The sequence below is a fragment of the Nocardia sp. NPDC051570 genome (assembly GCF_044454005.1).
Classification (GTDB): domain Bacteria; phylum Actinomycetota; class Actinomycetes; order Mycobacteriales; family Mycobacteriaceae; genus Nocardia.
The window spans coordinates 669,709-692,495 of record NZ_JBITDI010000001.1 but is presented as its reverse complement, the minus strand read 5'-3'; the positions used below and the strand labels follow the sequence as shown (position 1 = coordinate 692,495).

Below are 22,787 nucleotides of genomic sequence, written 5' to 3'. Positions count from 1 at the left end.
GTTTTAGACGGACGGCAAGAAATGTGGCAGACTGTGTGGACGAGTACGGGTTGTTGAAGTGATCGCTCGACTCACGACAGGAAAGTAACAAATAATAATGACGCAAGGCAGCGTGAAGTGGTTTAACGGCGAAAAGGGCTTCGGGTTCATCGCGCAAGACGGTGGCGGTCCCGACGTTTTCGTCCACTACTCCGAGATTGCCGGCTCCGGCTTCAAGTCTCTGGACGAGGGCCAGCGAGTCGAGTTCGAGATCGGCCAGGGCCAGAAGGGTCCGCAGGCCCAGAAGGTTCGCGCCATCTAAGAGGCAGACGACGAAGAAACCCGCGCCGACGGCGCGGGTTTCTTGCGTTCAGGGCCCGTTCGGGGTGGGCAGCCCGTATTGTCTCCGCGACAGCGAGTTCGAGGAGAATACGTGTTGTACCGCCTGGACGACATCGACTGTGTCAGTGCGCGTGGACATTCCGCGCTGGGTGGGGCCCTGGCGATCCAGGCGGTGTGGCGTTACGACCGGGCCGTGGATATGGCCAGGCTGACGGACTTCCATGCGGCTCTGCGGCGCGGCACGCTGGGGCGGGTAGTGGCGCCCGCGCTGATCCCCGCCGCGGGCGACCGGTGGAGCGCGCGAGCCGAGTTCGGTCCGATCGAGGTGGCGTCCGCACCGATTCCGCGCGCGGAGCTGGGGGAGTGGATCGCGCAACAGGCCCGGGCGGAGCTGCGCACCTACGGCGGTCCGGCCTGGCGTTTGGCGGTGGTCGACCTCGACGACGGCGGGAGCGCGGTATCGCTGCTGTCCTCGCACACCATCGCGGACGGCCGCGCGTTCTGCGCCGCGATCACGGCGGCGGTTGCCGACGAGCAGATCGAACTCGACTGTCGCGGTGACGAATTCGGCCCGATGCGGCAACTGTTCAGTGATCTCGGCGCCGCCGCGAAACGGCTGGTGCCGACGCTCGGGGCCGTTGTTCTGGGTGTGCGGCTCGCTGCGGCCCGGCGGGCGGAGGTCCGGACCGATTCCGGGAGCGATCGCGATTTCCGCGTGCCGACCGTCGACGCGACGATTCCGGCGGAGCTGTGGCGGGCGGCCGCGCAAGCCCGGGGCGGCACCGTCACCACACTCGCGGTCGCGCTGATGGCCGAGATCGCCGGCGAGTCGGGCCGCGTCGACGAACAGGGGCGGGCCCGCATGATGATGCCGGTCAGCACCCGCACCGACGGCGACGAACGCGCCAACGCCCTCGGCGCGATCGAGTTCGAGGTGGCCGACGCGCCGACCGATCTGGCCCCGCTGCGCGCGCTCATGAAGACGAAACTGGCCGCGGAACAGGTTGTGCCGCCGGTGATTTCGATGGCGGTGGCGCTGCCGTCCGGTCTGTACGGCGTGCTCGCGCGGCAGGCCGCCACCGACGCGACCCGCACGGTGTGCTCCAATCTCGGCACGCTCGACCCCGCGATCCTCGAGATCGACGGCAGCCCGGCGGCGTCGATCACACTCGGACTGATCAATCAGGGCCTGAACTCGCGTGCGCTACTGGCCGCCCGCGGCGGCATCCTGCACGGCGTGTTCTTCGAATGCGCGGGCGATATCACGGTGCGGATCAACGGATTTCATCCACCCGCTCTCGAGAACGCCGACCAGCTGGCCGATCTGGTGCAGCGGGTGCTCGCCCGATACGATCTGAAGCCGGCCTTCCGCTAGTCCTATATGTCCGTTTTGTTCCCTGGGTGTTCACATTTCGTTGGGTTCGCTGCGCCAGGGTGAGGCCATGTTCGGTCCTGATCTCGGTGTTTCCCGGCGCACGCTGCTGCGCACCTCCGCCCTCGGCCTGGTCGCCGCACCCGTGCTGGCCGCCTGTTCGAACGGCGGGCCCGCCCTGGTGCGCACGCGGCCGAACCTCACCCACGGCCTCGCCGTCGGCGATCCGCGCAGCGACGGCGCGCTGATCTGGGCCCGCTCGGATCTGCCGGCCCGGTTGATCGTGGAGACGGCGGCCACCGAATCGTTCACCGACGCACGGCGATTCACCGGCCCGCTGCTCACCCCCGATTCCGACGGCACCGGCCGCATGCGCCTCGCCGGGCTGCCCGCGGGGCAGGTGGTGCACTACCGGGTGACATTGGAGGGCGAGGACGGCGCCACCTCCGAACCGTCGACCGGCGTCTTCCGTACCGCGCCCACCGCGGCGTCGGATATCCGGCTGCACTGGTCCGGCGATGTGGCGGGCCAAGGCTTCGGCCGCAATCCGGATCTGGGCGGTATGCGGATCTTCTCGACCATGGCCGCGCGCGACCCGCATCTGTTCCTGCATTCCGGCGACGCCATCTACGCGGACAATCCGCTGCAGGAGTCGGTGACCCTGCCCGACGGGCGGATCTGGCGCAATATCGTCAGCGAGGCGAAGAACGCGCCGGCGGAAACGCTGGAACAGTTCCGCGGGCAGTACGCCTACAATCTCGGCGACGAGAACTACCGCCGCTTCAATGCCGCTGTAGCGCAACTGGTTCAGTGGGACGACCACGAGACGACCAACAACTGGTCCCCGGGCGGAACGGTCGCCGCGGAGAAGGGCTACTCCGTGCGCGATATGGATGTCCTGGCCACCCGGTCCTGGCGGGCGTTCCACGAATGGATGCCGCTGGATCCGCAGGAGGCCGCCGACGGCCGGCTGTACCGCAAGATCTCGTACGGCCCGCTGCTGGACATCTTCGTCCTCGATATGCGCACCTACAAGGACACCAACGGCGCCAACACCGCACCAGACGGCCGGATCTTCGGCCCGGTCCAGACCCGCTGGCTGATCGATGGCCTGCGGGATTCGCGCGCCACCTGGAAGATCATCGCCAACGATCTCCCGCTGGGCCTGGTGGTCCCGGACGGCAAGACCGCCTTCGAGGGCCCCGCCAACGGCGATCCCGGCGCCCCCTCAGGCCGCGAATCCGAAATCGCCCAGGTACTTTCGGCCGCGAAGGCCAATCGCGTGACCGGCATGGTGTGGCTGACCGCCGACGTGCACTACAGCGCCGCACATTGGTATTCCCCCGACCGCGCCTCCTTCACCGATTTCGACGAGTTCTGGGAATTCGTCTCCGGCCCGCTGCACGCCGGCGCCTTCGGTCCGAACGCCCTCGACGCGACCTTCGGCCCCGAGGCGGTCTTCGTCCACGCACCCCCTACGCAGAACACCTCACCCCTGGACGGCGCGTTCCAGCACTTCGGCGAGGTACAGATCGACGGCACCTCGCGCGAACTGACGGTCAACCTCTGCGACGCGTCCGGAACGGTCCTGTTCAGCCAGCGCCTGGCCCCGCCGCGGTAGCACCCGATGTGCCGGTAGTCCGATCGTCGCCTATGCTGTGCGACACAATCGAATATCGGGCCGCGACGAATTGGAGCGGGAGAGCCCCCGGTCACGGGGCGCCGAAGGAGCAACCTCCCCGGAATCTCTCAGGTACAGGTACCGCTTCGATCAGGCCACTCTGAAAAGTAGGCGCGCCGAGCGCCTCACCCACGGTGCAAATCGCTTTCATGCGGTGAAGCTCTCAGGTCCCATGACAGAGGGGGAGTTCCGTTACTGGGCGGCAGCCCGGTCGACTCGAGGACTTCCCATGACTGTCGAATTCGGCGTTGTGCGCGTTGCCCTCCTTATCGAAGGAGGTCGGCAGTGAGCACGCTGTCGCCATTGGATGCCGTTCATACCGCGGCGGGCGCCTCGTTCATCGACTTCGGCGGATGGCGGATGCCGGTGCGCTACACCGGTGAGCTGGCCGAGCATCGGGCGGTGCGTGAGGCGGCGGGCATCTTCGATCTGTCCCATATGGGCGAGATCGAGGTGTCCGGGCCGGAGGCCGCCCGCATGCTGGACTTCGCGCTGGTGGGTCACCTGTCCGCGGTGCCGGTGGGGCGCGCCCGCTACACGATGATGTGTCACGACAACGGCGGCATCCTCGACGATCTGGTGGTGTACCGGCTCGCCGCGGACCGATTCCTGGTGGTGGCCAATGCCGCCAACGCACAGGTGATCTACGTGCTGCTGCGCGATCGGGCGCACGGCTTCGCCGCCGAGGTGACCGACCGCACAACGGAATTCGCGCTGATCGCGGTGCAGGGCCCCCGCTCGGCCGCCATCGTCGGCGCGGTCGCGGAGGCCGATCTCGCGGGGTTGAAGTACTACGCGAGCACGGCCGCCCGCGTGGCCGATACCGACGTGCTGCTGGCCCGCACCGGATACACCGGCGAGGACGGATTCGAGGTGTACTGCCCGCCGGATCGCGCCGCCGGCATCTGGGGCGCCCTCGTCGAGGCCGGGCAGCCGCACGGACTGCGGCCCGCCGGTCTGGCCTGCCGGGACACGCTGCGACTCGAGGCCGGAATGCCGTTGTACGGCAACGAACTCCATGTCGGCATCGCACCGTTCGAGGTCGGTCTGGGGCGGGTGGTGAAGTTCGACAAGCCCGGCGCGTTCGTGGGACGTAAGGCGCTCGCCGCCCGGCAGCAGGCCGGAGCCGATCGGATACTCGTCGGATTGGTCGGCGACGGCCGCCGCGCGGGACGGCACGGTTACGCCGTCTTCGACGGTGACGCCGAGGTCGGCATCGTCACCAGCGGCGCGTTATCGCCCACGCTGGGCAGGCCCATCGCGATGGCGATGGTGACCGCGAAGTACGCCGAGCCGGGCACCGCGCTGACCGTCGATATCCGCGGCCGCCGCGAACCGGTCGAGGTCGCCTCCCTTCCGTTCTATTCCCGTCCCTGAAAGGCCTTGTCCGCCATGAGCTTTCCCGAACATCTGCAGTACACCGAAGAACACGAGTGGCTCGATACCGACGGCGATGTCGCGACCGTCGGGGTGACCGGATTCGCCGCCTCCTCGCTCGGCGATATCGTCTTCGTCCAGCTGCCCTCGGTCGGCGACCGCGTCGTGCGCGGGGAGACCTGCGGTGAGATCGAATCCACCAAATCGGTCAGCGATCTGTATGCCCCGGTATCGGGTGAGGTCGTCGAGGTGAACGACGTCGTCGTGGAGGAACCCGAACTCGTCAACACCGACCCCTACGGCACGGGCTGGCTGTTCCGGGTCCGCGTCGAGGAGACCGGCGACCTGCTCGACGCCGCGGCCTATGCGGTGCTGACCGGTGCCTGAGAGCGGTGTCACGCAGATGACCCTGAGCGTGTTCGACATGTTCAGCATCGGCATCGGGCCGTCGAGCTCGCATACCGTCGGGCCGATGCGCGCGGCGTTGATGTTCGCCGAATCCCTGGCCGCCGAGGGTCATTCGAGCCGCGCGGTGCGGATCGGCGCCGAACTGTTCGGATCCCTCGGCGCGACCGGGCGCGGGCACGGCAGTGATCAGGCGGTGATCCTCGGACTGTGCGGCGCGCGCCCGGAGACCGTCGACACCGATGCCGCACCGGATATGGTCGAGGCCGTGCGATCGCAGCGCCGCCTGCGGTTGCCGGGCGGAGTCGAGATCGCCTTCGACGAGACGACCGATCTGGTGCTCAACGGTCGCGAATCGCTACCCGGACATCCGAACGGCATGCGGTTTCGCGCCTACGACGACGCGAATGTCGTACTGGCCGAACGCGTCTACTACTCCGTCGGCGGCGGCTTCGTGCACGACGAGTCCGCCGCGCCCGCGAGCACGGCCGCCCGCATCGTCCCGTATCCGTTCCGCACCGCCGACGATCTGCTCGCCCACTGCCGCGAGAACGATCTGTCGATGAGCGCGGTGATGCGCGCCAACGAGCGGGTGGGACGCGGCGACGCCGAGATCGATGCGGGACTGCTGCGGATCTGGCAGGTGATGGCAGACTGTGTGCGCCGCGGCTGCGAGCGCGACGGCGTGCTGCCCGGCGGGCTGTTCGTGCCGCGTCGCGCGAAAACGCTGTACGACAAGCTGATCGGTGAACAGCCCGGCGATCCGCTGGTCGCGATGGACTGGGTGAGCCTGTACGCGATGGCGGTCAACGAGGAGAACGCCGCGGGCGGGCGGGTCGTCACCGCGCCCACCAACGGCGCGGCCGGAATCCTGCCCGCCGTCCTGCACTATTACCGCCACTTCGTACCCGGTGCCGACGATGCGGGCACGGTTCGTTTCCTGCTCACCGCGGGCGCGATCGGCGTGGTGCTCAAGGAGACCGGTTCGATCTCCGGGGCCGAGGTCGGCTGCCAGGGTGAGGTCGGCTCGGCGTGCGCCATGGCCGCCGCGGGCCTGACCGAGGTGCTCGGCGGCACCCCGCAGCAGGTGGAGAACGCCGCCGAGATCGGACTCGAGCACCATCTCGGCCTGACCTGCGATCCGATCGGCGGCCTGGTGCAGATCCCGTGCATCGAACGCAATGCCGTGGCGGCCGTGCAGGCGATCAACGCCGCCCGGATCGCCCTGCGCGGCAACGGCATCCACGTGGTATCCCTCGACAAGGCGATCAAGACCATGCGCGCGACCGGCGCGGATATGAGCGATAAGTACAAGGAGACCAGCCGCGGCGGACTCGCCGTCAATGTCATCGAGTGCTGATCGCCGGCGGGTTATGGTGAGGCGATTGCATTCGTGGGGAGGAGATCGAGATGGCGGTCCGGGCCTCGGATACTGCGGTGGGACCGATGGCGGTCGCCGCGATCGAGCGGAACCTTCCGCGCGAACAGCGGCTGTTCACCGACGATCTGGCGATTCGGATGCTGCCGCCCCCGGTCCGGTGGACCGTCGCCGCCACGCGCTGGGCGCCGGCGCGGCGAGCGGTGCTGGCGGCGCTGGGGCGAGCCATGGATCCACGAGTGCTGCTCTGGATGGTCTGCCGTAAGCGCTATCTCGACGATATGGTGACCGCGGCCGTCGCCGAGGGGTTCGAGATGGTGGTCGTCCTCGGCGCCGGATTCGACACCCGCGGTTACCGATTGGGCGGCGGTGTGCCGGTGCTGGAGGTCGATCAACCGGTCAACATCGCCGCCAAACGGGCGCGCATGGCGGTGCCCGACCATGTGACCCTGGTGCCGATCGACTTCGAAACCGATGATCTGGCAACGGTTCTGACGCAGTACGGCTACCGCACCGACCTGCGGACCGTCTTCGTCTGGGAGGGCGTCACCCAGTACCTCACCGAAAGTGCGGTCCGCGCAACCCTGTCCGCCCTCGCCGATGCCGCACCAGGCAGCAGGCTGGGCTTCACCTACGTGCTCAGCGATTTCCTGGACGGCACCGCCCTCGACGGTATGGACGGCTTCCATCGCCGCTTCGTCGGGGAGGGCAAGATCTGGCTGTTCGGTCTCGCACCCGAGGCGGTCGCGCCGCTGCTGGCCGAATACGGCTGGCGCGAACGCGAACAACTCGACGCCGATGCCTGCCGAACCCGTTATCTCGACCCGGCCCACCGGCCGGGGCGGGTCACGCGGATCGAGCGGTGCGTGCTGGCCGAGAAGTCCTGAGCACCTCGGCGTCGATATCCCGGCGGTCCAGCCAACTCAGGATCGGCGCGGTCATCGTCGTGGTCACCAGCGCCACCAGCACGAGGGCGGCGAACAACTGGCCCGAGACGATACCGGCCTGCAGGCCGATATTGAGCGCGATGAGCTGCATCAGGCCGCGGGCGTTCATGAGTGCGCCGATCCGCAGCGCTGTCGCATTGGGCTCGCCGCGCAGGCGGGCGGCGAGCCAGCAGCCGCCGAACTTGCCGACCACGGCCACACCGACCGCGGCGACGCCGAATATCAGCACGGCCGGTTGGGCGAACAGATCGAAGCGGGTCTGCAGGCCCGAATAGGTGAAGAACATGGGCAGGAACAGGATCCGGGTCACGCCGTGCGTGCTGTGTACCACCTGATCGGCGGATTCGCCCGGCGGCATGGCCATTCCGACGCAGAACGCGCCGAACACCGAATACAGCCCGATCGCATCGGTGAACCACGCTCCGGCGAACAACACCGTGATCGTCACGAGCAGACGCGATTCGGCCGACGCGCCGGGTCGCGCCAGATACCAGGCCAACAGGCGGCGCACCACGAACACCACGACGAGGACGAAGACCACGCCGCCGCCGACGGCCAGCAGGATCGGCCGGACGCGTCCCGCGGCCACACTGAGCACGCCCGCGAGCAGAACCCACGCGACCACATCGTCGGTGGCCCCGGCGGCCAGCGACAGCGAGCCGTGCCGAGTGCCCGACATGCCGCGTTCGGTAATGATCCTGGCCAACATCGGGAAGGCTGTGATGGCGAGCGCCACGGCGACGAATGCGGCCGTCACCGCGACCGGAACGCCCGGGACGAAGAGATCCACCCGCCCGGCGGCGCCCAGAGTCAGCAGAACACCGCCCAGCAGTGGAACCAGCACCCCGGCCGCCGAGATCGCCAACGCGCTGCCCACGAGCCCGCGCCCGGCATGCCGGCGGAACTCGTATCCGGCGTGAAACATCAACGCCGCCAACCCGATCTGGCCCACGACGTAGAGCACCGGGCGCAGCTCCGCGGGAAACAGCCGATTCGACAGCCCGGGCGCGAGCAGTCCGAAGACCGATGGCCCGAGCAGCACCCCCGCGATCATCTCACCGACCACCGCGGGCTGACCCAGCCGCGTGAAGACGAACGAGACACTGCGACAGGTCAACAGGATCACCACGGCCGCGGCGAAGAACACCGGTGCGAGCTGGCTCGCGCTCATCGCGCATCCACCTCTCGCCCGGCGAAGTAGTTCGTGCACAGTCGCAGCCGCCGCGCGTCCAGGACCATCCAGCTCCCGAGCACGAGCTGGATCACACTGCGCGGCACCGCCTCCCAGCGGTCCCGCCAGCGCAGCAGCCTCAGCGCGGCCGTGGCCGGGCGCGTCGCCGGGCGCGAGGTGAATACGCACGGGCCCCGGTTCGGCAGCGACCGGGTGTGTGCGACGGAGGAGTCGATGCGATAGCGGCGCAGCATCTCCCGGGCGCAGACCCGCATCGTCATCGACGCGAATCCGCGCGCCGGGCAGGGGCGATTGGCGGGGATTCCGAACGGAATGTAGTGCTGCGGACGGGTGTGCGGATCGAGCCACCGATCCGGATCGAACCGTCCGTCGCCCTGCTGATAGCGGGTGTAGTCGAACAGCAACACCGAACCGGCCGGGACCGCGGCACGGTCCTCACCCCCCGGGATCTCCGCCGTGGTGATTCGATGAGCGATTCCGAAAAGTGGGTACTGCCAGAGGGTTTCGTCGATGACGCGATCGAGGTAGGCGTCGTCGAACGGATCGGCGGTCAGTCGATCCTGGACGGCCGGGTGAGTGGCGATGGCCAACAGCAGATGCGCCATCGCCTCCGACATCTGCACCACCGCGGTGTTGAAGAAGGTGCCCTGCAGGTAGTACGCCTGCTCATCCGGCGACAGCGTGCCCGGCAGCCGTTCGGGCGGCGGATTCGTGGCGATCCGATCGCGCAGATACGCGGTCAGCCGGTTCCGGCGGCGCATATGCCGCAGCCGAGTGCATTTCAGCGAGCTCACCACATCGTCGGCATTGCCCGTGATCAGATCCCGGGCCGCGCGGGGACAGGGCTCGCCGAAGACGAGCTCGTAGTACACCTCGGCCCAGATCGGCATCATCACATCGCGCAGGCGAACCCAGCGGACCCGCCGCCCGCCCGCGTCGAGTTCGTCGGCGATCCGATGGGTGCAGCGCGCGACCAGCTCGGCCCAGGCGGGCCGGTCGAGCCGGGCCAGCAGCCGCCGGGTGGTCTTGGCGACATCGTCGTAGCGCGGCCCGGGTTCCAGATGTTCCTGATGTACCTGCGCGCCCGGAGACAGCCAGTACCAGAACAGATCCGACAGCGCGGCGCCCGCGCTGCGGCCGTTCGCCGCGGGATGTCCGTACAGATACCTGAATTCGCCGATCGGCAACCGATCGCTCGGCGTCGGCAGGCCGGTATCGCCGTTGACCAGGTCGAAGATCCGCACCCGCAACGCGATCACCGAGGCGGGCAGCCAGTACGGCAGGCTGGCGGCCACCGGCAGCGCCACGGCCGCGCGCCACCACCTGCTCATCGCGACGCCCCGCGCACCAGATCGGGCGTCAGATCGCGCAGACTCGTACCGCCACACAGGGTCAGCGCATGCTCGAACTCCTCGCGCAGCAGCTCGAGCACGTGGTGCACACCCGCCTCACCGGCACAGGCCAGACCCCACAGCACGGGACGCCCGATGCCGACCGCGGATGCGCCCAGCGCCAGCGCCTTCACCACATCGGTGCCGCGGCGCACCCCGCCGTCGAGCAGGATCGGGACGCGCCCGGCCACGGCGGCGACCACCTCCGGGAGCAACTCGATGGTCGAGGGCACGGTATCCAGTTGCCGCCCACCATGATTGGACAGCACCAGGCCGTCGACGCCGTTCCGCACGGCCGCGCGCACATCCTCGGGATGCAGCAGTCCCTTGAGCAGGATGGGCAGCGAGGTGATGCCGCGCAGCCATTCGATATGCGACCACGAGATCTCCGGTGACATCACGATCTGCCGGACGCGACCGGATTCCCCGTCGCGCGGATCGCGCAGATTCTCACACGCCAGCCCGTCCGGCAGATCGGTGAAACCGTTGCGGCGGTTGCGTTCGTTGGCGCCCCGGGCCGGAGAGTCCACGGTGACCACGAGCGCCTCGCATCCGGCGGCCGTGGCGCGCCGGACCAGGCGCTCGGTGAGTTCGAGATCGGGCTGGATGTAGAGCTGGAACCACAGCGACGCATGGCCGCCGGTCGCCGCGCGCGCCGCAGCGGCGATCTCCTCGACCGCCACCGTCGCCGCCATCGCGACGATCATGATCGTATCGGCGGCCGCGACCGCCCGCGCGGTGGCGAGCTCACCGTCGGGATCCACCAGCTTGTGGAATGCGGTGGGTGACACCAGGATCGGCATGCTCGCCCGGCTGCCGAGCAGGGTCACATCGAGCTGTGGTTTGCCGCCGCCGCGCAGCATGCGGGGCAGCAGTTGTAGCCGCGCGAATGCCGTCTCGTTCGCGCGCGCGGTGATCTCGTCGCGGGCGGCGCCGGCGATGTAGTCGACGTACACCGGATCCAGCGCGGCCCGGCCCGCGGCCTCGATCTCCGCCAGATTCACCAGATTTCGCGGATCGGGCATGCGGGACTCACCGTCCCGTGCCGACGCTCGCCGCGGCCCGCGCCCGGGCGAAGAACCCGGTCAGCGGGGCCCGGTGCGCCCGCGGGTCGTCCCATTCGTTTTCCAGGTTCTCCGCCATGTGGTGGGTGTCGCGCAGCCGGCCGTCGCGCCAATGGCGGATCACCGGATGCAGATACGCCGCGTCGATCGCCTGCTCGGGTGCGTTCTGCGCGACCCGGCGCACCGAGATGTCGAACGGATCGACCTTGTCGTGGTCGGGCCCGTACTCCAGCGTGACGGTGAAGTAGTCACTGCCGTCACCGTTGTCGCGCGCGTAATCGATCGGCACCTCCTCGAGGTATTGCGCCGGGCCGTGCGGCGGTATCAGCAGCACATCGCCGAGGACGCCGAACTGCTGCCACAGCGCCGAACTGCGGTTGACCCGCGCGATCACCGCATCGGCGAGCGCGTCGGCGGTGGACTCGACCGGTCGCCGCGGCCACGGCCGATCGTGGTGGCGCTCATCGAGAATGCGGCTCAGGGCCCGCACCGCATAGCGGAAGCCGTGGATGAAGCCGCCGGTGGACTTCTTGAAATCACGTTGCTGCATCAGCGTTCCCGCGAAGTACATCCCCGGCACGTTCACCGATTCGTACGCGGATGTCAGCTCGGCGAATCGGTCGTCGATGACCAGCTGTGGCCGGGCATCCGGATCGAAAACCGAAGCATCGAAACGGAATCCGGTACAGACGATCACCCGGTCGTAGCGCAGCCGCTTGACCACCTCGTCGGCCCGGGAGAAGCTGACGTCCACCAGATAGCCGTCGCCGTCGCGCTCGATCGAGCGCACATCGCCGTCGAGCACCGCATTCTGCGATTTGAGCTGATAGGTGTCGAGGAAGTTGTTGTTCACCGCGCGCAGATGACCGACGTAATGGGTCTTCCAGGCCAGCCGGATCGCGCTGCGGCCGACCACATGGATCACCGCGGCGGTGGCGACCAGGTTATCGGCGGTCTCGAACGCGGAGTTGCCCTTTCCGATGATCAACACCCGCTGATCGATGAAGCCGTCGGGATCGACCGGGACCGTGGCGTACGGTTCGGCGGTCTCGATGCCCGGGATCCGCGCAACGTTGGCCGCGCTCACCCCCGTCGCCATCACCAGCCGCCGGGCCCGATGCTCGCGTCCGGCCTGATCGGTGACGACGAAACCGGTTGCGTCCCGGGCGATCCGAACCACCCTCGTGCGATAGGAGATCGTCAGCCCGTACGCCTGCGCGAAGTCCGCCAGATAGCGCACCATGACATCGGCATCGGGAAAGTACTCCGCGCTGTAGCGGGTGAACAACATCCGGGGATCGGGCGACAGCAGCGAATTCCAGTCCATCCGCAGATTCAGCTCCGGATCGCTGGTCCCGGTATGTCTCTTGTTGATCGAGATCAGCTGCCGATGCCGGGGATAGGTCCGGAAGAACTCGCCCGGCCCGTCGCCGGCTTCGAGAATCCGATACGAATGCCCAGCCTCCTGCAGCAACTGTCCGAGCTGCAGCCCACCCGGGCCGGCACCGATGATGAGGTAGTCGAGGAGCTCTCCGAGCGATTCGTCGTGCATTGGATCACCGCCGAGGGGTCGGGAAAAGAAACTGAAAGACATGAGTTTACGATGCCGACGGATCGTTAGTTGAACGTTTCATCAACTCCGTCCGGAATGAATCCGGGACACCGCGCGCGATCTAGGGGTGGGGTAGCGCGCGCTCCGCCAAGGCCTCGACCACCGGCGCGAGCGTCCGCGCGTAGGTGACCGTGAGGTGGTTGTCGTCGCGGTAGATCAGATCCTTGCGGTTGATCAGCGGACAGCGATCGGCGGTGCAGAACAGGGCGGTGAGATCGTCGTACTGCCCGCCCGCGGCCCGGGTCGCCGCGGCCTCGGCCGCGATACCGGGATCGTCGACCGCGTCGGCGCGCGTCGGCGCGCAGGCCAGGGCGTCGTCGAGATGGCCCGACAGGCAGGTCGGCACGGTGGTGTGCGGATCCGGAATCGGGCCCAGCACCAGGACGCTCGCCCCGGTCGCGCGCAACCGCCCGACCAGGCGCCCGAGGCTGTCGATCCAGGCCTGATCGTAGGAGACGAAGCCGAAGTCGCCGCCGTAGCGCCGCGACATGCTCAGCACGATCAGTCGCGGATGTTCGGCCTGCAGCCGGTCCAGGACCACTCCGCGCCACTGCTCGCATTCGGTGTACTCGCGACCCAGATACGGGCTGGTGATCGGCAGATCCATCAGCGGGCAGGTGACCTTGCTCATCGTCTCCAGCCGCCAATGCTGTTGCCCGGCAATCCGATCGAATGCCGGACTCCACATGGCGGCATGGGAATCGCCGACCAGGGCGACCGTGGTGGGGGAGTCGGGATCGCCCGAAACACACTGGGGCTGACCGAGCTCGCGCCAGGAACGCACGCAGCCGTTGACGAACACGTCGGCCTTGTCGCCCGGTGCGTCGGCGAGCGAGGGGGTGAGATTGGAAGGGACGGACGATGTTCGGGCCGACGCGGCGATCGAGGCCTGCACCTGCGCGGTGAGCTGGGTGACCGTATCGTCGGCGGGAGCGGCGACCGCGGCCGGCGCCGCCCGGACGGTCAACGCCTCGACCGCCTCCCCGTGCCCGACCGGCACGGGCACGACCACCAGCAGCGCCAGCGCCACAGCCGAGGCGGCCATGCTGAACCCGCCGCCGAGCGCCAGGCTGCGGCCCGCCGAACGCCGCAGCGAGGCGGCGAAACGAACCGGATTCTCCACCAGCTGCAGGGTCAGCATGGCCAGGCCGCCGGACATCAGTACCGCACCCGCCGCGCCGACCGTTCCGAGCGGATGGCCCAGCATCCGCGGGGCCAGGATCAGTACCGGCCAATGCCACAGATACCACGAATAGGACAGGCGACCGATCGCCCGCATCGGCGGCAGCGACAGCGCGCGACCGACACCGGAAGGCGACGGCGCGCACCCGGCGACGATGATCAGCGCGGCGCCCAGCACGGGCAGCAGGGCGGCCGTGCCCGGATAGGGGGTCCGCGCGCCCAGCAGCAGGTACGCGCAGACGATCAGACCCAGCCCGGCCCAGCCGAGGACGCCGGACAGCGACGCCGGCAGCCTGCGCCAGAGCCCGGCCGACAGGGCCACCATGCCGCCGAGCGCCAATTCCCAGGCCCGCGTGGGCAATCCGAAGAACGCCCACGGCGGCAGCGTCTGCGTCCACCGCAGCGAGAGCGCGAACGAGATCCCCGCGATCGCCGTGAGGACGACGAGATACGGGATCGGGGAGGGTCGCGCGCCCGGTCGGCGCACGAGCCGGACGACCACGGCGGTGGCGATGATCAGCGCGGGCCACAGCAGATAGAACTGTTCCTCCACACCGAGCGACCAGTAATGCTGGAACGGCGACGGCGGAGCCCCGGCATTGAGATAGTCGGTGCCCTGCAGGGCGAGCCGATAGTTGCCGACATACAGGGCACTGGCGATCCCGTCGCCGAGGACGGTGCGCGCCTGCAGCGGCGGCAGCAGCGCGGCCGCGGCGACTGCGGTGGTCACCAGGACGATTCCGGCCGCGGGCAGCAGCCGCCGGGCCCGGGCGCCGTAGAACCGCGCGAGCCCGATAGTCCCGTCGTCGGCCACCTGTCGCCACAGCGTCCCGGTGATGAGGTATCCGGAGATCACGAAGAAGACGTCGACACCGGCGAATCCGCCGCTGATCCCCGGTAGACCCGCGTGGAACAGCACGACCGCCAGCACCGCGACCGCCCGTAGACCCTCGATATCGGGCCGGAAACGTATCCCGGCGGATCCCAGCATGGCAGGCATTCTCGCCAGACCCTCGCCCCTGCGCCAACACCTTTAGGTCCACCTTCACACAATCGTTGTGGTGGTTCTGCGAGGGTCCGGAGGAAGCACTGAGCTGATTCACAGGGTCATTGATGACGCTGGATTTGGTAAAGGCCGACGTGAGGATCCCCATGCCACCCACTGCGACCGCCATCGACGCGGCACCTCGGATCATCGAACCGGCCGCCCGGAGGGCGGATGAACGAACCGGCCCTCGCCGACCCTACCTGTATCAGCTGGACCTGTTCCGGGTCCTCACCTTCGCGTGCGTGATCGGGGTCCATGTGGTGGGCCGCTCGACCGATCCGTCGAATGTCGCGGCCAACGAGGTGATGTCGCTGCTGCACTTCACGCGGGAGGCGTTCTTCGCGCTCACCGGATTCGTGCTGGTCTATCAGCAGGCAAACCGCCCGCTGCGGGCCGGGAAGTTCTGGCGTCGGCGGATCGCGCTGGTCGGCATCCCGTATCTGGCGTGGTCGGTGATCTACTGGGCGTATTCGATCGTGACCGGGATGCATGTCGAGACGGCGCGGGCGGCCCTGTGGCGGTTGGTCTTCGAGATCGCCACCGGCGGCGCCTGGTATCAGCTGTACTTCCTGCTGGTGACGATGCAGGTGTACCTGCTGTTCCCGCTGATCCAGCGGCTGCTGAAAGCGACTGCCGGACACCATCGTTGGGTGCTGGCCGTCAGTGCCGCGGTGCAGGTGGGGTGTCTGCTGTGGCTGGCGCATCCACCGACGCTCACCGGCTCGGCCGCCGGGGTCTGGACCGACCTCTACGTCACCGTGCTGCCCTATCAGTTCTATGTGCTGGCCGGAGCGATCGCGGCCTGGCATATCGACGCGATCGATCGGGTCGTGGACCGATTCGGACCGATGATCGTCGGTGCGACGGTCCTCGCCGGAGTCGCGGCGGTCGCGGTGTATATGGACCAGATCGGCCAGGGTGTGCCGCCCTGGCAGGCCAGCGAGGTCTTCCAACCGCATCTGATGCCGTTCTATGTGCTGATCATCGGTGGCCTCTACACCGTGGGCCGCTGGTGGGCGCGGCATCGCCGATCCGACACGCTCATGGCCCGCGCCGTCAGTCTCGGCGCCGACCGCTCCCTCGGTGTCTTCCTGCTCCACCCGCTCGTGCTGCAACTGCTCGCACCGGTGGTTCCCTGGTTGACCTCCGCATTCGGCACCCTGTCCGGTGTTGCGGTGCTGTACGTGGTGGTGCTCGCGGGAACCCTGTTCGGCACCGAGATCCTGCGCCGCATCCCCGGCAGTCTCTGGCTCACCGGTCGCCCGATGCTGCACACCCGCCTGCCTCGAATCGGCTATCGAAAGGCCATCTCCCCCGTGGCCCCGACGCCGACCTATCGGCCGCTGGTGACCCAATCGGTTCCCTTCCCGCGGTGAGGAAGTGGCGCACCGGCATATCGAGCAGACGGCTCGCTGTTCGAGGTGTCGGTGCGCGGGGTCATGATTCCGGCGGAATCAGGCCAGCCACGGGTTGGGCGAGCAGAGCATCGAGTTGTGGTCAGCCCATTTCCGCGTTGTGCTGACGATCGGTCGAGGCCTGCCGCACACTGATCTCCTGGCAAACCTCTTGTGAGGGTGGCGTTTTCATTCGGGAGCAAGCATGACCGGACCCCAATCCCCTTCCGACGACGAACGCCGGCTCGCCGAACTCGGCTACACACAGGAACTGGCGCGGTCGTGGTCCGGATTCACCAACTTCGCGATCAGCTTCACCGTCGTGTCGATCCTGACCGGCGGACTCGCCAGTTACGGGATCGGGCTGGCCAACGGCGGGCCCATCACCATGTCGTGGGGGTGGCCGCTGGTATCGGTCATGGTGCTGTTGGTGGGGCTGGCGATGGCCGAATTGGCCTCGGCCTATCCGACCTCCGGCGGATTGTATTGGTGGGCATCGGAATTGGGTGGTCCGGTGTGGGGGTGGTTCACCGGGTGGTTCAATCTGGTCGGTCAGATCGCGGTGACCGCCGCGATCGATTACGGCGCGGCGATATTCACCACCGTGGTGCTCAATGTCATCGGCATCCCTATCGGAACCGACCGCACCGCGATCTTTCTCGTGTTCGTGGTCATCCTGGCGCTGCATGCGCTGCTGAATATCGTCGGCCCGCAGCTGTCCGCGGCGATCAACAATGTCTCCGCGTGGTGGCATCTGGGCGGTGTCGTGATCTTCGTGCTGGTGCTGGGAATCGGTGCGCGCCATCATCAGAGCGTCGGATTCGTATTCACCCGGACCGTCGACAACAGTGCGATCGGATTCGGTGGCGTCGCGTTCAGCTTCCTGCTCGGGCTGCTGCATGCCCAATACACGTTCACCGGCTACGACGCCTCGGCGCATATGTCCGAGGAGACCCGCGACGCCGCCCGGATGGCGGCGAAGGGAATCGTCAACACCATCGTCGTCTCGGCGGTGGCCGGATATCTGCTGATCATGGCGGTGACCTTCGCGATTCCGAATCTGAACGATGCCTTGGATCCGGCGAAGAACAGCGGCTATCCGGTGATCTACATCCTGGAGAACTCGTTGAATTCGTTCTGGTCGGGTCTGCTGCTGCTCATCGCCGCGATCGCGCAATTGTTCTGTGGCTACGCCTCGGTTACCTCGGCCTCCCGCATGCTGTTCGCCTTCGCCCGCGACGGCGCGGTGCCCGGATCGCGATGGTGGTCGCGGCTGTCGGCGCGCCGGGTTCCGGTGAACGCGGTGCTGTTCATCTCGGTCTTCGCCTTCGTGCTGCTGATCCCGTCGATGCTGGTGCCCGCCGCCGACGCCCCGACCGCCTACGCCGCGGCCACCTCGGTCGCCACCATCGGCCTCTATATCGCCTACGGCATCCCGATCCTGCTGCGCCAGTTGCACGGTGGGCGATTCCGCACCGGCCCTTGGCAATTGGGTTCCTGGTATCGCCCGATCGGGATCGTCGCACTGCTCTGGATCGTCTTCATCAGCCTGCTGTTCATCCTGCCCACCGACGACCGCGGCTATCCGTGGAACGGCGAGTTCACCTGGAACGCGGTCAATTACGCGCCGATAACCCTGGTCGGTGTCGTGGGCGCGATCGCGATCTGGTGGTTGGTCTCCGCCCGCCGCTGGTTCACCGGCCCGCGGCGCACCGTCGACGGAATGCCCGCTAGGACGGCGGCCGGGCGGTCGACTGCCGGAGTCGAAGATCCACCGCGACAGTGACATTCGGCAGTATCGGTCCGCGGCAACGTTGCCGAGTTCGAAGCAGAATCGGGGACCGAATGTCCGGAACAATCGCTGGGTGGTCGAGGGCATGTTGTATCGGCTGCGGACCAGCGTGCCGTGGCGGGACCTGCCGGCGGCGTTCGGCCCGCGGCAGGTCGTGTGGAAACGGCAGCGCCGCGACGCCGGTGACGGTACCTGGGATCGGGTGCTCACTGCTTTGGCGGCGTTGGCCGACAACAAGGGTGACCTGGATTGGGCGGTGTCGATAACTACGTGCGGCGAGCCGGGAGATCCGGCTCGCCGCACGTCTGTGCTCGTCGTGAATAGTCAATCCATGGGTTGTAGCCGCGTACCAGAACGCGTTGCGCGCCGACTCGCGCGGTTCTGCGATCTCAAAGGACGTCAGGTGTGAGACATGCAATAACCGTCAAAACAACGACAATGACCGCGTTTCCAGTTGCCTCCACCCACCGCGAAATCCCTTGCCGGAGAAAGACGCCTGATACACATGACACCGCTGTCGAGTACATGACCGGATGGGCTACTATCGACAATGGGGACACGCGGTCGCAAATTAGCCACACGACTGCCCCACTGATGAATCCTGCGGCCATAGGTATCCAGAAGGAATACCACGTATCCACATCCCGTATGGACGCTGGTTTTCTCTCGGCACGGCTGGTGATCTCATCATCGCCACCCGCGATGCGCCTTTTTCTCAATACCCAAGCGGACATTACCACCAACACTGCCGAGATAACATACGTTACCGAGACAAACGGTTCCACAGGGGTCTCCAATTATTGACACGCCTTCTGAATGGCCGGTATCATCAGGAAATCTTTTGCGATTTCCACCGGGATGCTCCCGTTCTTGAAATTAGCCCAAGTAGCCGCCCGTTCTTCGGGGGTTCTTGCGCCTCGCCACAGCTCCCATGCCTCTCGTGCGCCCCCTACGCCCTTGATAAATTTCGCGATCTTGACAAGTTTTGCCGCCGGAATAACGAGCGAGCCCACGGCTACAACAATCGTCGCCATACAACCTGCATCCTTGAGCGTGACGCCGTCGCCGAATCTGCACGCGCCACCCGGGCCGCCGTATGTTCCGAGCACACAGAAATCACCGAACGGCCAGGTTCGTGGTTCCAGATCTTCACCGTCGCTCTGTCGGGTGGGACTCGGATCCTTGTATCCGTAGGCGGGCACCTTCATGTCCACTGCCAGGATGGAACCGTTCTGGAAGTCCTGGCGAAAACCGTCGTACTCGGGGTCTCTGTACTCATCGCTGGTCGGGTATCCATAGGGACCGTTTTCCCAGCCGTTTTGTGCCCATTGATCGCGGATCATTCCCCACACCGGATGTGCCCCGGTCTCCCACCTGACGTGCCCCGGTGTTCGGATGCCAGTAGAACGAAGCAGTCTTCTCGAACACCTGGAACTTCCCGCCCCGGGCTGCGTTCGCCTCATCGGTGGTCGGGCAACCGTACACACGCTGTCCGCCCCGCGCGTTGTATTCGGCCTCGATCGCCCCGAACACCATTTTGCCGCACACCAGCGAATCTCGGACCTGCACCCCGTCACCCGACGGGGTCTTCGGATTGTCCGACGCTGACGGTGCCGATGACGACGGTGTCGGGTTGGGTTCGGGCCGAACGGTACTCGGCGCCGGGCGCGTCGTGGTCGGCTGCGGCGGGGCCGGGGCGGTCGTGGGCGGCGCAGATGGCGGTATCGGAGCGCCGGTGGATGGCGCCGACGGTGTAGTGGTGGTTGGCGCCGGGGTGACCGGCGGCTGGGGTGTGGTCGGCGGCGAGGTTGTCACCGAGGGGGTCGGTGTGACCGAGGGCGAGCCGGGCTCGGCGTGAGCGATGGCGCCGGTGGCCAGAACGGTGAGCATCGCCGCGATGGTGACGGCCCTGGCCGCCCGGGTATGTCGGCGGCGGGTATGCCGCATCAACTGGTGCATGAGAGCAATGGGTCTTTCTCGATTGTGTCGATGCACAAGGCAGACACGGATCACGTGTCAGGTTTGCCTGAATGCTGAACGCCTCACATCGATACCAGCAGCCAGCGTTTTGCAGAAATCGATGTTAGCCCCAACTAACCCCGTTGAAGAGGACCCTCGCCCATCGGGACGGGGAACTCCAAGCATCCGAGATCTCGATCCCGAAACGAGATCCTTTCCACCTCAAGGGGAATGGTCAACCGCGAGCTGGACGACCGACCATCTGGAGCGCTCTAATCGACACACCAAGAATTCAATCAAAGCTAGAACGCGTTCAAAATCGGCCTGCCGCACGCTGATATCACATTTGTCATGTGTTTGGTGCACTGCGGCTATCCGAAGCGCGCGGTTCGGCCTTACCGACCGGCTTCGAGCCCGGTAGCGGCGGCGTGGCCCGCGCTGCCATCAGTCTCGTGTGCCTTGGTGGTCAGCCCGCCACGGGAGCGGCCGATACCGTGATCGACAGGTTCATCGAGCAGATTGTTGTAATTCGGCAGAGCCCTAGAGCGGCGTCACATACGCACCGGAGATCCCGCCGTCCACCAGGAATTCGGATCCGGTGATGAACGAGGAATCGTCGCTGGCGAGAAATGCCACGGCGGCGGCGATCTCCTCCGGTTCGGCGAAGCGGCCGAGTGGGATGTGCACGAGTCGGCGTGCGGCGCGCTCGGGATCCTTGGCGAACAGCTCCTGCAGCAGGGGAGTGTTCACCGGTCCGGGGCACAGCGCGTTGACGCGAATTCCCTGGCGCGCGAACTGGACTCCGAGCTCGCGGCTCATCGACAGCACGCCCCCCTTGGAGGCGGTGTAGGAGATCTGGGAGGTCGCCGCGCCCATGACGGCGACGAAGGAGGCGGTGTTGATCACCGAACCCTTGCCGCGCGTGAGCATATGTTCGATGGCGTACTTGCTGCACAGGTAGACTGAGGTCAGGTTCACCTCCTGCACCCGCCGCCAGGCGTCGATGCCGGTGGTGAGGATCGAATCGTCCTCGGGCGGTGAGATTCCCGCATTGTTGAACGCGATATCGAGCCCGCCGTAGGTGTCGACCGTGGTCTGGAACATCGCCCGGACCTGGGTCTCGTCGGTGACGTCGACCTTGACGTACAGCCCGCCGACCTCGCCCGCCGCGGCCTCTCCGGAGGCGGCATCGATATCGGCCACAACGACTTTCGCCCCCTCCTGGGCGAAGCGCCGGGCGGTGGCCAGTCCGATGCCGCTGCCGCCGCCGGTGACGACCGCGACCCGATCCTGTAAGCGCTGCAACGTATCTCCTTCTATTCGGTGGCGATGAAAACGTTCTTGACCTCGGTGAAGGCCCGGGCGGCATCCGGCCCGAGCTCACGCCCGAGCCCGGACTGCTTGTACCCACCGAACGGCGTCCAATACCGCACGGAGGAATGGGAATTCACCGACAGATTCCCCGCCTCGACCCCGCGCGCGACGCGCAGTGCCCGGCCTACATCGGAGGTCCAGATGGAGCCGGACAGGCCGTATTCGGTGTCGTTGGCGATGCGCAGGGCATCGGCCTCGTCGTCGAACGGCAGCACCGCGACCACCGGGCCGAACACCTCCTCGGTCAGCACCCGGTCCGTGGGCCGCGAGGGCAGCACAACCGTTGGCGGGAACCAGAATCCGGGACCGTCCGGCCGGGTGCCGGTGAACGCCACCTTCGTCGAGGGCTCCAGGAATCCGGCGACCCGCTCGCGGTGCGCCGCGGAGATCAACGGTCCCATCTCGGTGGCCGCATCGGCGGGATCACCGACCCGCACACCCCGTACCGCCGGTTCCAGCAGCTCCAGGAAACGATCGAAGATGCTGCGCTGCAGGAGAATTCGCGAGCGGGCGCAGCAGTCCTGCCCGGCGTTGTCGAACACCCCGTAGGGCGCGGTGGCCGCGGCCCGTTCCACATCCGCGTCGGCGAACACGATATTGGCGCTCTTGCCGCCCAATTCGAGGGTGACCCGCTTGACCTGGTCGGCGCAGCCCGTCATGATCGTCTTGCCCACCTCGGTGGAGCCGGTGAACACCACCTTGCGCACCGCGGGATGGGTGACGAATCGCGCGCCGACCACCGACCCCCGGCCCGGGATCACCTGGAAAACATGCTGGGGCAGACCGGCTTCCAGCGCCAGCTCGCCCAGCCGCACGGCGGTGAGCGGTGTCAGTTCGGCCGGTTTCAGCACGACGGTGTTCCCGGCCGCGAGTGCGGGCCCGAAGCCCCAGGCCGCGATCGGCATCGGGAAGTTCCACGGCACGATGATGCCGACGACGCCGAGCGGTTCGTGGAAGGTGATATCGACACCCCCGGCGACCGGAATCTGATTGCCCAGCAGGCGTTCCGGCAGTCCGGCGCTGTAGTGCAGCACATCGCGGACATTGCCCGCCTCCCAGCGGGCGTTGCCGAGGGTATGGCCGGCGTTGCTCACCTCGAGCGCCGCGAGATTCTCGAGGTCGGCGTCGACGGCCTCGGCGAATCGGCGCAGCAGTCGCGCCCGGTCACCGGGTGCGATCGCACGCCAGCCCGGCAGCGCCCGTTGTGCGCGTTCGATGGCCGCGTCGGTGGCCGCCTCGTCGGCCGATTCGACTGTGGCCACGACCTTTTCGGTCGCGGGGTTGACGATCTCCGTCAT

General features: G+C 67.3%; 19 protein-coding genes, 1 pseudogene and 1 riboswitch. Of the genes and pseudogenes, 11 read left to right on the top strand and 9 right to left on the bottom strand.

Annotated features, from left to right (window positions below; all coding sequences use genetic code 11):
- The first annotated feature begins 97 nt into the window (after window positions 1-97).
- The 7 genes from ACIA76_RS03125 to ACIA76_RS03095 all read left to right on the top strand — a co-directional run bounded on the left by ACIA76_RS03125 (window position 98) and on the right by ACIA76_RS03095 (window position 7,421).
- Entirely contained in the window at window positions 98-301 is a 204-nt protein-coding gene (locus ACIA76_RS03125) for a cold-shock protein (RefSeq protein ID WP_397147770.1), read from the top strand.
- Between the two features lie 111 nt (window positions 302-412).
- On the top strand, window positions 413-1,696 hold the full coding sequence (locus ACIA76_RS03120) for a hypothetical protein (RefSeq protein ID WP_397147768.1): 1,284 nt from the start codon (window positions 413-415) through the stop codon (window positions 1,694-1,696).
- Window positions 1,697-1,763: 67 nt separating this feature from the next.
- Window positions 1,764-3,314 (top strand): alkaline phosphatase D family protein, encoded by a 1,551-nt coding sequence (locus ACIA76_RS03115; RefSeq protein WP_397147766.1) that lies wholly within the window; start codon window positions 1,764-1,766, stop codon window positions 3,312-3,314.
- A gap of 66 nt (window positions 3,315-3,380) precedes the next feature.
- Window positions 3,381-3,468, top strand: a riboswitch (glycine riboswitch).
- A 191-nt stretch (window positions 3,469-3,659) separates the two neighbouring features.
- Window positions 3,660-4,751 (top strand): glycine cleavage system aminomethyltransferase GcvT, encoded by a 1,092-nt coding sequence (gcvT, locus tag ACIA76_RS03110; RefSeq protein ID WP_397147764.1) that lies wholly within the window; start codon window positions 3,660-3,662, stop codon window positions 4,749-4,751.
- Between the two features lie 15 nt (window positions 4,752-4,766).
- Window positions 4,767-5,138 (top strand): glycine cleavage system protein GcvH, encoded by a 372-nt coding sequence (gcvH, locus tag ACIA76_RS03105; RefSeq protein ID WP_397147762.1) that lies wholly within the window; start codon window positions 4,767-4,769, stop codon window positions 5,136-5,138.
- Window positions 5,139-5,154: 16 nt separating this feature from the next.
- On the top strand, window positions 5,155-6,516 hold the full coding sequence (locus tag ACIA76_RS03100) for an L-serine ammonia-lyase (RefSeq protein WP_397147760.1): 1,362 nt from the start codon (window positions 5,155-5,157) through the stop codon (window positions 6,514-6,516).
- Between the two features lie 50 nt (window positions 6,517-6,566).
- Complete coding sequence (locus ACIA76_RS03095; RefSeq protein ID WP_397147758.1) at window positions 6,567-7,421, top strand: SAM-dependent methyltransferase; 855 nt, start codon at window positions 6,567-6,569, stop codon at window positions 7,419-7,421.
- On the opposite strand, the gene ACIA76_RS03090 is transcribed toward ACIA76_RS03095, so the two are convergent.
- The 5 genes from ACIA76_RS03090 to ACIA76_RS03070 form a co-directional block, all read right to left on the bottom strand.
- Window positions 7,381-8,652: a cation:proton antiporter gene (locus ACIA76_RS03090; RefSeq protein WP_397147756.1), complete on the bottom strand. Its 1,272-nt coding sequence runs from the start codon at window positions 8,650-8,652 to the stop codon at window positions 7,381-7,383. The genes ACIA76_RS03095 and ACIA76_RS03090 overlap by 41 nt on opposite strands.
- A complete protein-coding gene (locus ACIA76_RS03085) occupies window positions 8,649-10,004 on the bottom strand; it encodes a cytochrome P450 (RefSeq protein ID WP_397147754.1) in 1,356 nt (451 codons plus the stop codon). The genes ACIA76_RS03090 and ACIA76_RS03085 overlap by 4 nt, the downstream gene beginning before the upstream one ends.
- Window positions 10,001-11,089, bottom strand: a complete 1,089-nt coding sequence (locus tag ACIA76_RS03080; protein WP_397147752.1) for an alpha-hydroxy acid oxidase — start codon at window positions 11,087-11,089, stop codon at window positions 10,001-10,003. The genes ACIA76_RS03085 and ACIA76_RS03080 overlap by 4 nt, the downstream gene beginning before the upstream one ends.
- A gap of 7 nt (window positions 11,090-11,096) precedes the next feature.
- Window positions 11,097-12,680: an NAD(P)-binding domain-containing protein gene (locus ACIA76_RS03075; protein ID WP_397147749.1), complete on the bottom strand. Its 1,584-nt coding sequence runs from the start codon at window positions 12,678-12,680 to the stop codon at window positions 11,097-11,099.
- Between the two features lie 121 nt (window positions 12,681-12,801).
- The gene (locus ACIA76_RS03070; protein WP_397147747.1) at window positions 12,802-14,913 is read right to left on the bottom strand and encodes an acyltransferase family protein; all 2,112 of its coding nucleotides are present in this window, start codon (window positions 14,911-14,913) and stop codon (window positions 12,802-12,804) included.
- Between the two features lie 161 nt (window positions 14,914-15,074).
- Between ACIA76_RS03070 and ACIA76_RS03065 the strand changes: the two genes are divergently transcribed.
- The 3 genes from ACIA76_RS03065 to ACIA76_RS03055 all read left to right on the top strand — a co-directional run bounded on the left by ACIA76_RS03065 (window position 15,075) and on the right by ACIA76_RS03055 (window position 18,565).
- Window positions 15,075-16,346 (top strand): acyltransferase, encoded by a 1,272-nt coding sequence (locus ACIA76_RS03065; RefSeq protein ID WP_397147744.1) that lies wholly within the window; start codon window positions 15,075-15,077, stop codon window positions 16,344-16,346.
- A 223-nt stretch (window positions 16,347-16,569) separates the two neighbouring features.
- Complete coding sequence (locus tag ACIA76_RS03060) at window positions 16,570-18,150, top strand: amino acid permease (protein ID WP_397147742.1); 1,581 nt, start codon at window positions 16,570-16,572, stop codon at window positions 18,148-18,150.
- Window positions 18,151-18,178: 28 nt separating this feature from the next.
- Window positions 18,179-18,565: a transposase gene (locus tag ACIA76_RS03055; protein ID WP_397147739.1), complete on the top strand. Its 387-nt coding sequence runs from the start codon at window positions 18,179-18,181 to the stop codon at window positions 18,563-18,565.
- Between the two features lie 388 nt (window positions 18,566-18,953).
- Here the strand turns inward: ACIA76_RS03055 and ACIA76_RS03050 are convergent, their stop codons facing one another.
- Entirely contained in the window at window positions 18,954-19,619 is a 666-nt protein-coding gene (locus ACIA76_RS03050; protein WP_397147736.1) for an LGFP repeat-containing protein, read from the bottom strand.
- A pseudogene (locus ACIA76_RS03045) lies at window positions 19,537-19,704 on the bottom strand (LGFP repeat-containing protein); the annotation flags it as partial. The gene ACIA76_RS03050 and the pseudogene ACIA76_RS03045, both read right to left, overlap by 83 nt.
- A gap of 46 nt (window positions 19,705-19,750) precedes the next feature.
- Here ACIA76_RS03045 and ACIA76_RS03040 point away from each other — a divergent pair.
- Complete coding sequence (locus tag ACIA76_RS03040) at window positions 19,751-20,014, top strand: hypothetical protein (RefSeq protein ID WP_397147734.1); 264 nt, start codon at window positions 19,751-19,753, stop codon at window positions 20,012-20,014.
- Between the two features lie 641 nt (window positions 20,015-20,655).
- Here the strand turns inward: ACIA76_RS03040 and ACIA76_RS03035 are convergent.
- Both ACIA76_RS03035 and ACIA76_RS03030 read right to left on the bottom strand, forming a co-directional pair.
- Window positions 20,656-21,435: a 3-oxoacyl-ACP reductase gene (locus ACIA76_RS03035; protein ID WP_397147988.1), complete on the bottom strand. Its 780-nt coding sequence runs from the start codon at window positions 21,433-21,435 to the stop codon at window positions 20,656-20,658.
- Window positions 21,432-22,787 carry an aldehyde dehydrogenase family protein gene (locus ACIA76_RS03030; protein ID WP_397147985.1) on the bottom strand — a complete coding sequence of 452 codons (1,356 nt, stop codon included), beginning with the start codon at window positions 22,785-22,787 and terminating at the stop codon, window positions 21,432-21,434. Before ACIA76_RS03030 ends, ACIA76_RS03035 begins: the two co-directional genes overlap by 4 nt.

Bases quoted from the DNA above. Each gene is read 5' to 3' on its own strand.
- ACIA76_RS03090 (WP_397147756.1), bottom strand. From the start codon at position 8,652: ATGAGCGCGAGCCAGCTCGCACCGGTGTTCTTCGCCGCGGCCGTGGTG.
- ACIA76_RS03065 (WP_397147744.1), top strand. From the start codon at position 15,075: ATGCCACCCACTGCGACCGCCATCGACGCGGCACCTCGGATCATCGAA.
- ACIA76_RS03115 (WP_397147766.1), top strand. From the start codon at position 1,764: ATGTTCGGTCCTGATCTCGGTGTTTCCCGGCGCACGCTGCTGCGCACC.
- ACIA76_RS03060 (WP_397147742.1), top strand. From the start codon at position 16,570: ATGACCGGACCCCAATCCCCTTCCGACGACGAACGCCGGCTCGCCGAA.
- ACIA76_RS03085 (WP_397147754.1), bottom strand. From the start codon at position 10,004: ATGAGCAGGTGGTGGCGCGCGGCCGTGGCGCTGCCGGTGGCCGCCAGC.
- ACIA76_RS03125 (WP_397147770.1), top strand. From the start codon at position 98: ATGACGCAAGGCAGCGTGAAGTGGTTTAACGGCGAAAAGGGCTTCGGG.
- ACIA76_RS03070 (WP_397147747.1), bottom strand. From the start codon at position 14,913: ATGCTGGGATCCGCCGGGATACGTTTCCGGCCCGATATCGAGGGTCTA.
- ACIA76_RS03095 (WP_397147758.1), top strand. From the start codon at position 6,567: ATGGCGGTCCGGGCCTCGGATACTGCGGTGGGACCGATGGCGGTCGCC.
- ACIA76_RS03030 (WP_397147985.1), bottom strand. From the start codon at position 22,787: ATGACGGAGATCGTCAACCCCGCGACCGAAAAGGTCGTGGCCACAGTC.
- ACIA76_RS03100 (WP_397147760.1), top strand. From the start codon at position 5,155: ATGACCCTGAGCGTGTTCGACATGTTCAGCATCGGCATCGGGCCGTCG.
- ACIA76_RS03050 (WP_397147736.1), bottom strand. From the start codon at position 19,619: ATGAGGCGAACGCAGCCCGGGGCGGGAAGTTCCAGGTGTTCGAGAAGA.
- ACIA76_RS03080 (WP_397147752.1), bottom strand. From the start codon at position 11,089: ATGCCCGATCCGCGAAATCTGGTGAATCTGGCGGAGATCGAGGCCGCG.
- ACIA76_RS03075 (WP_397147749.1), bottom strand. From the start codon at position 12,680: ATGCACGACGAATCGCTCGGAGAGCTCCTCGACTACCTCATCATCGGT.
- gcvH (WP_397147762.1), top strand. From the start codon at position 4,767: ATGAGCTTTCCCGAACATCTGCAGTACACCGAAGAACACGAGTGGCTC.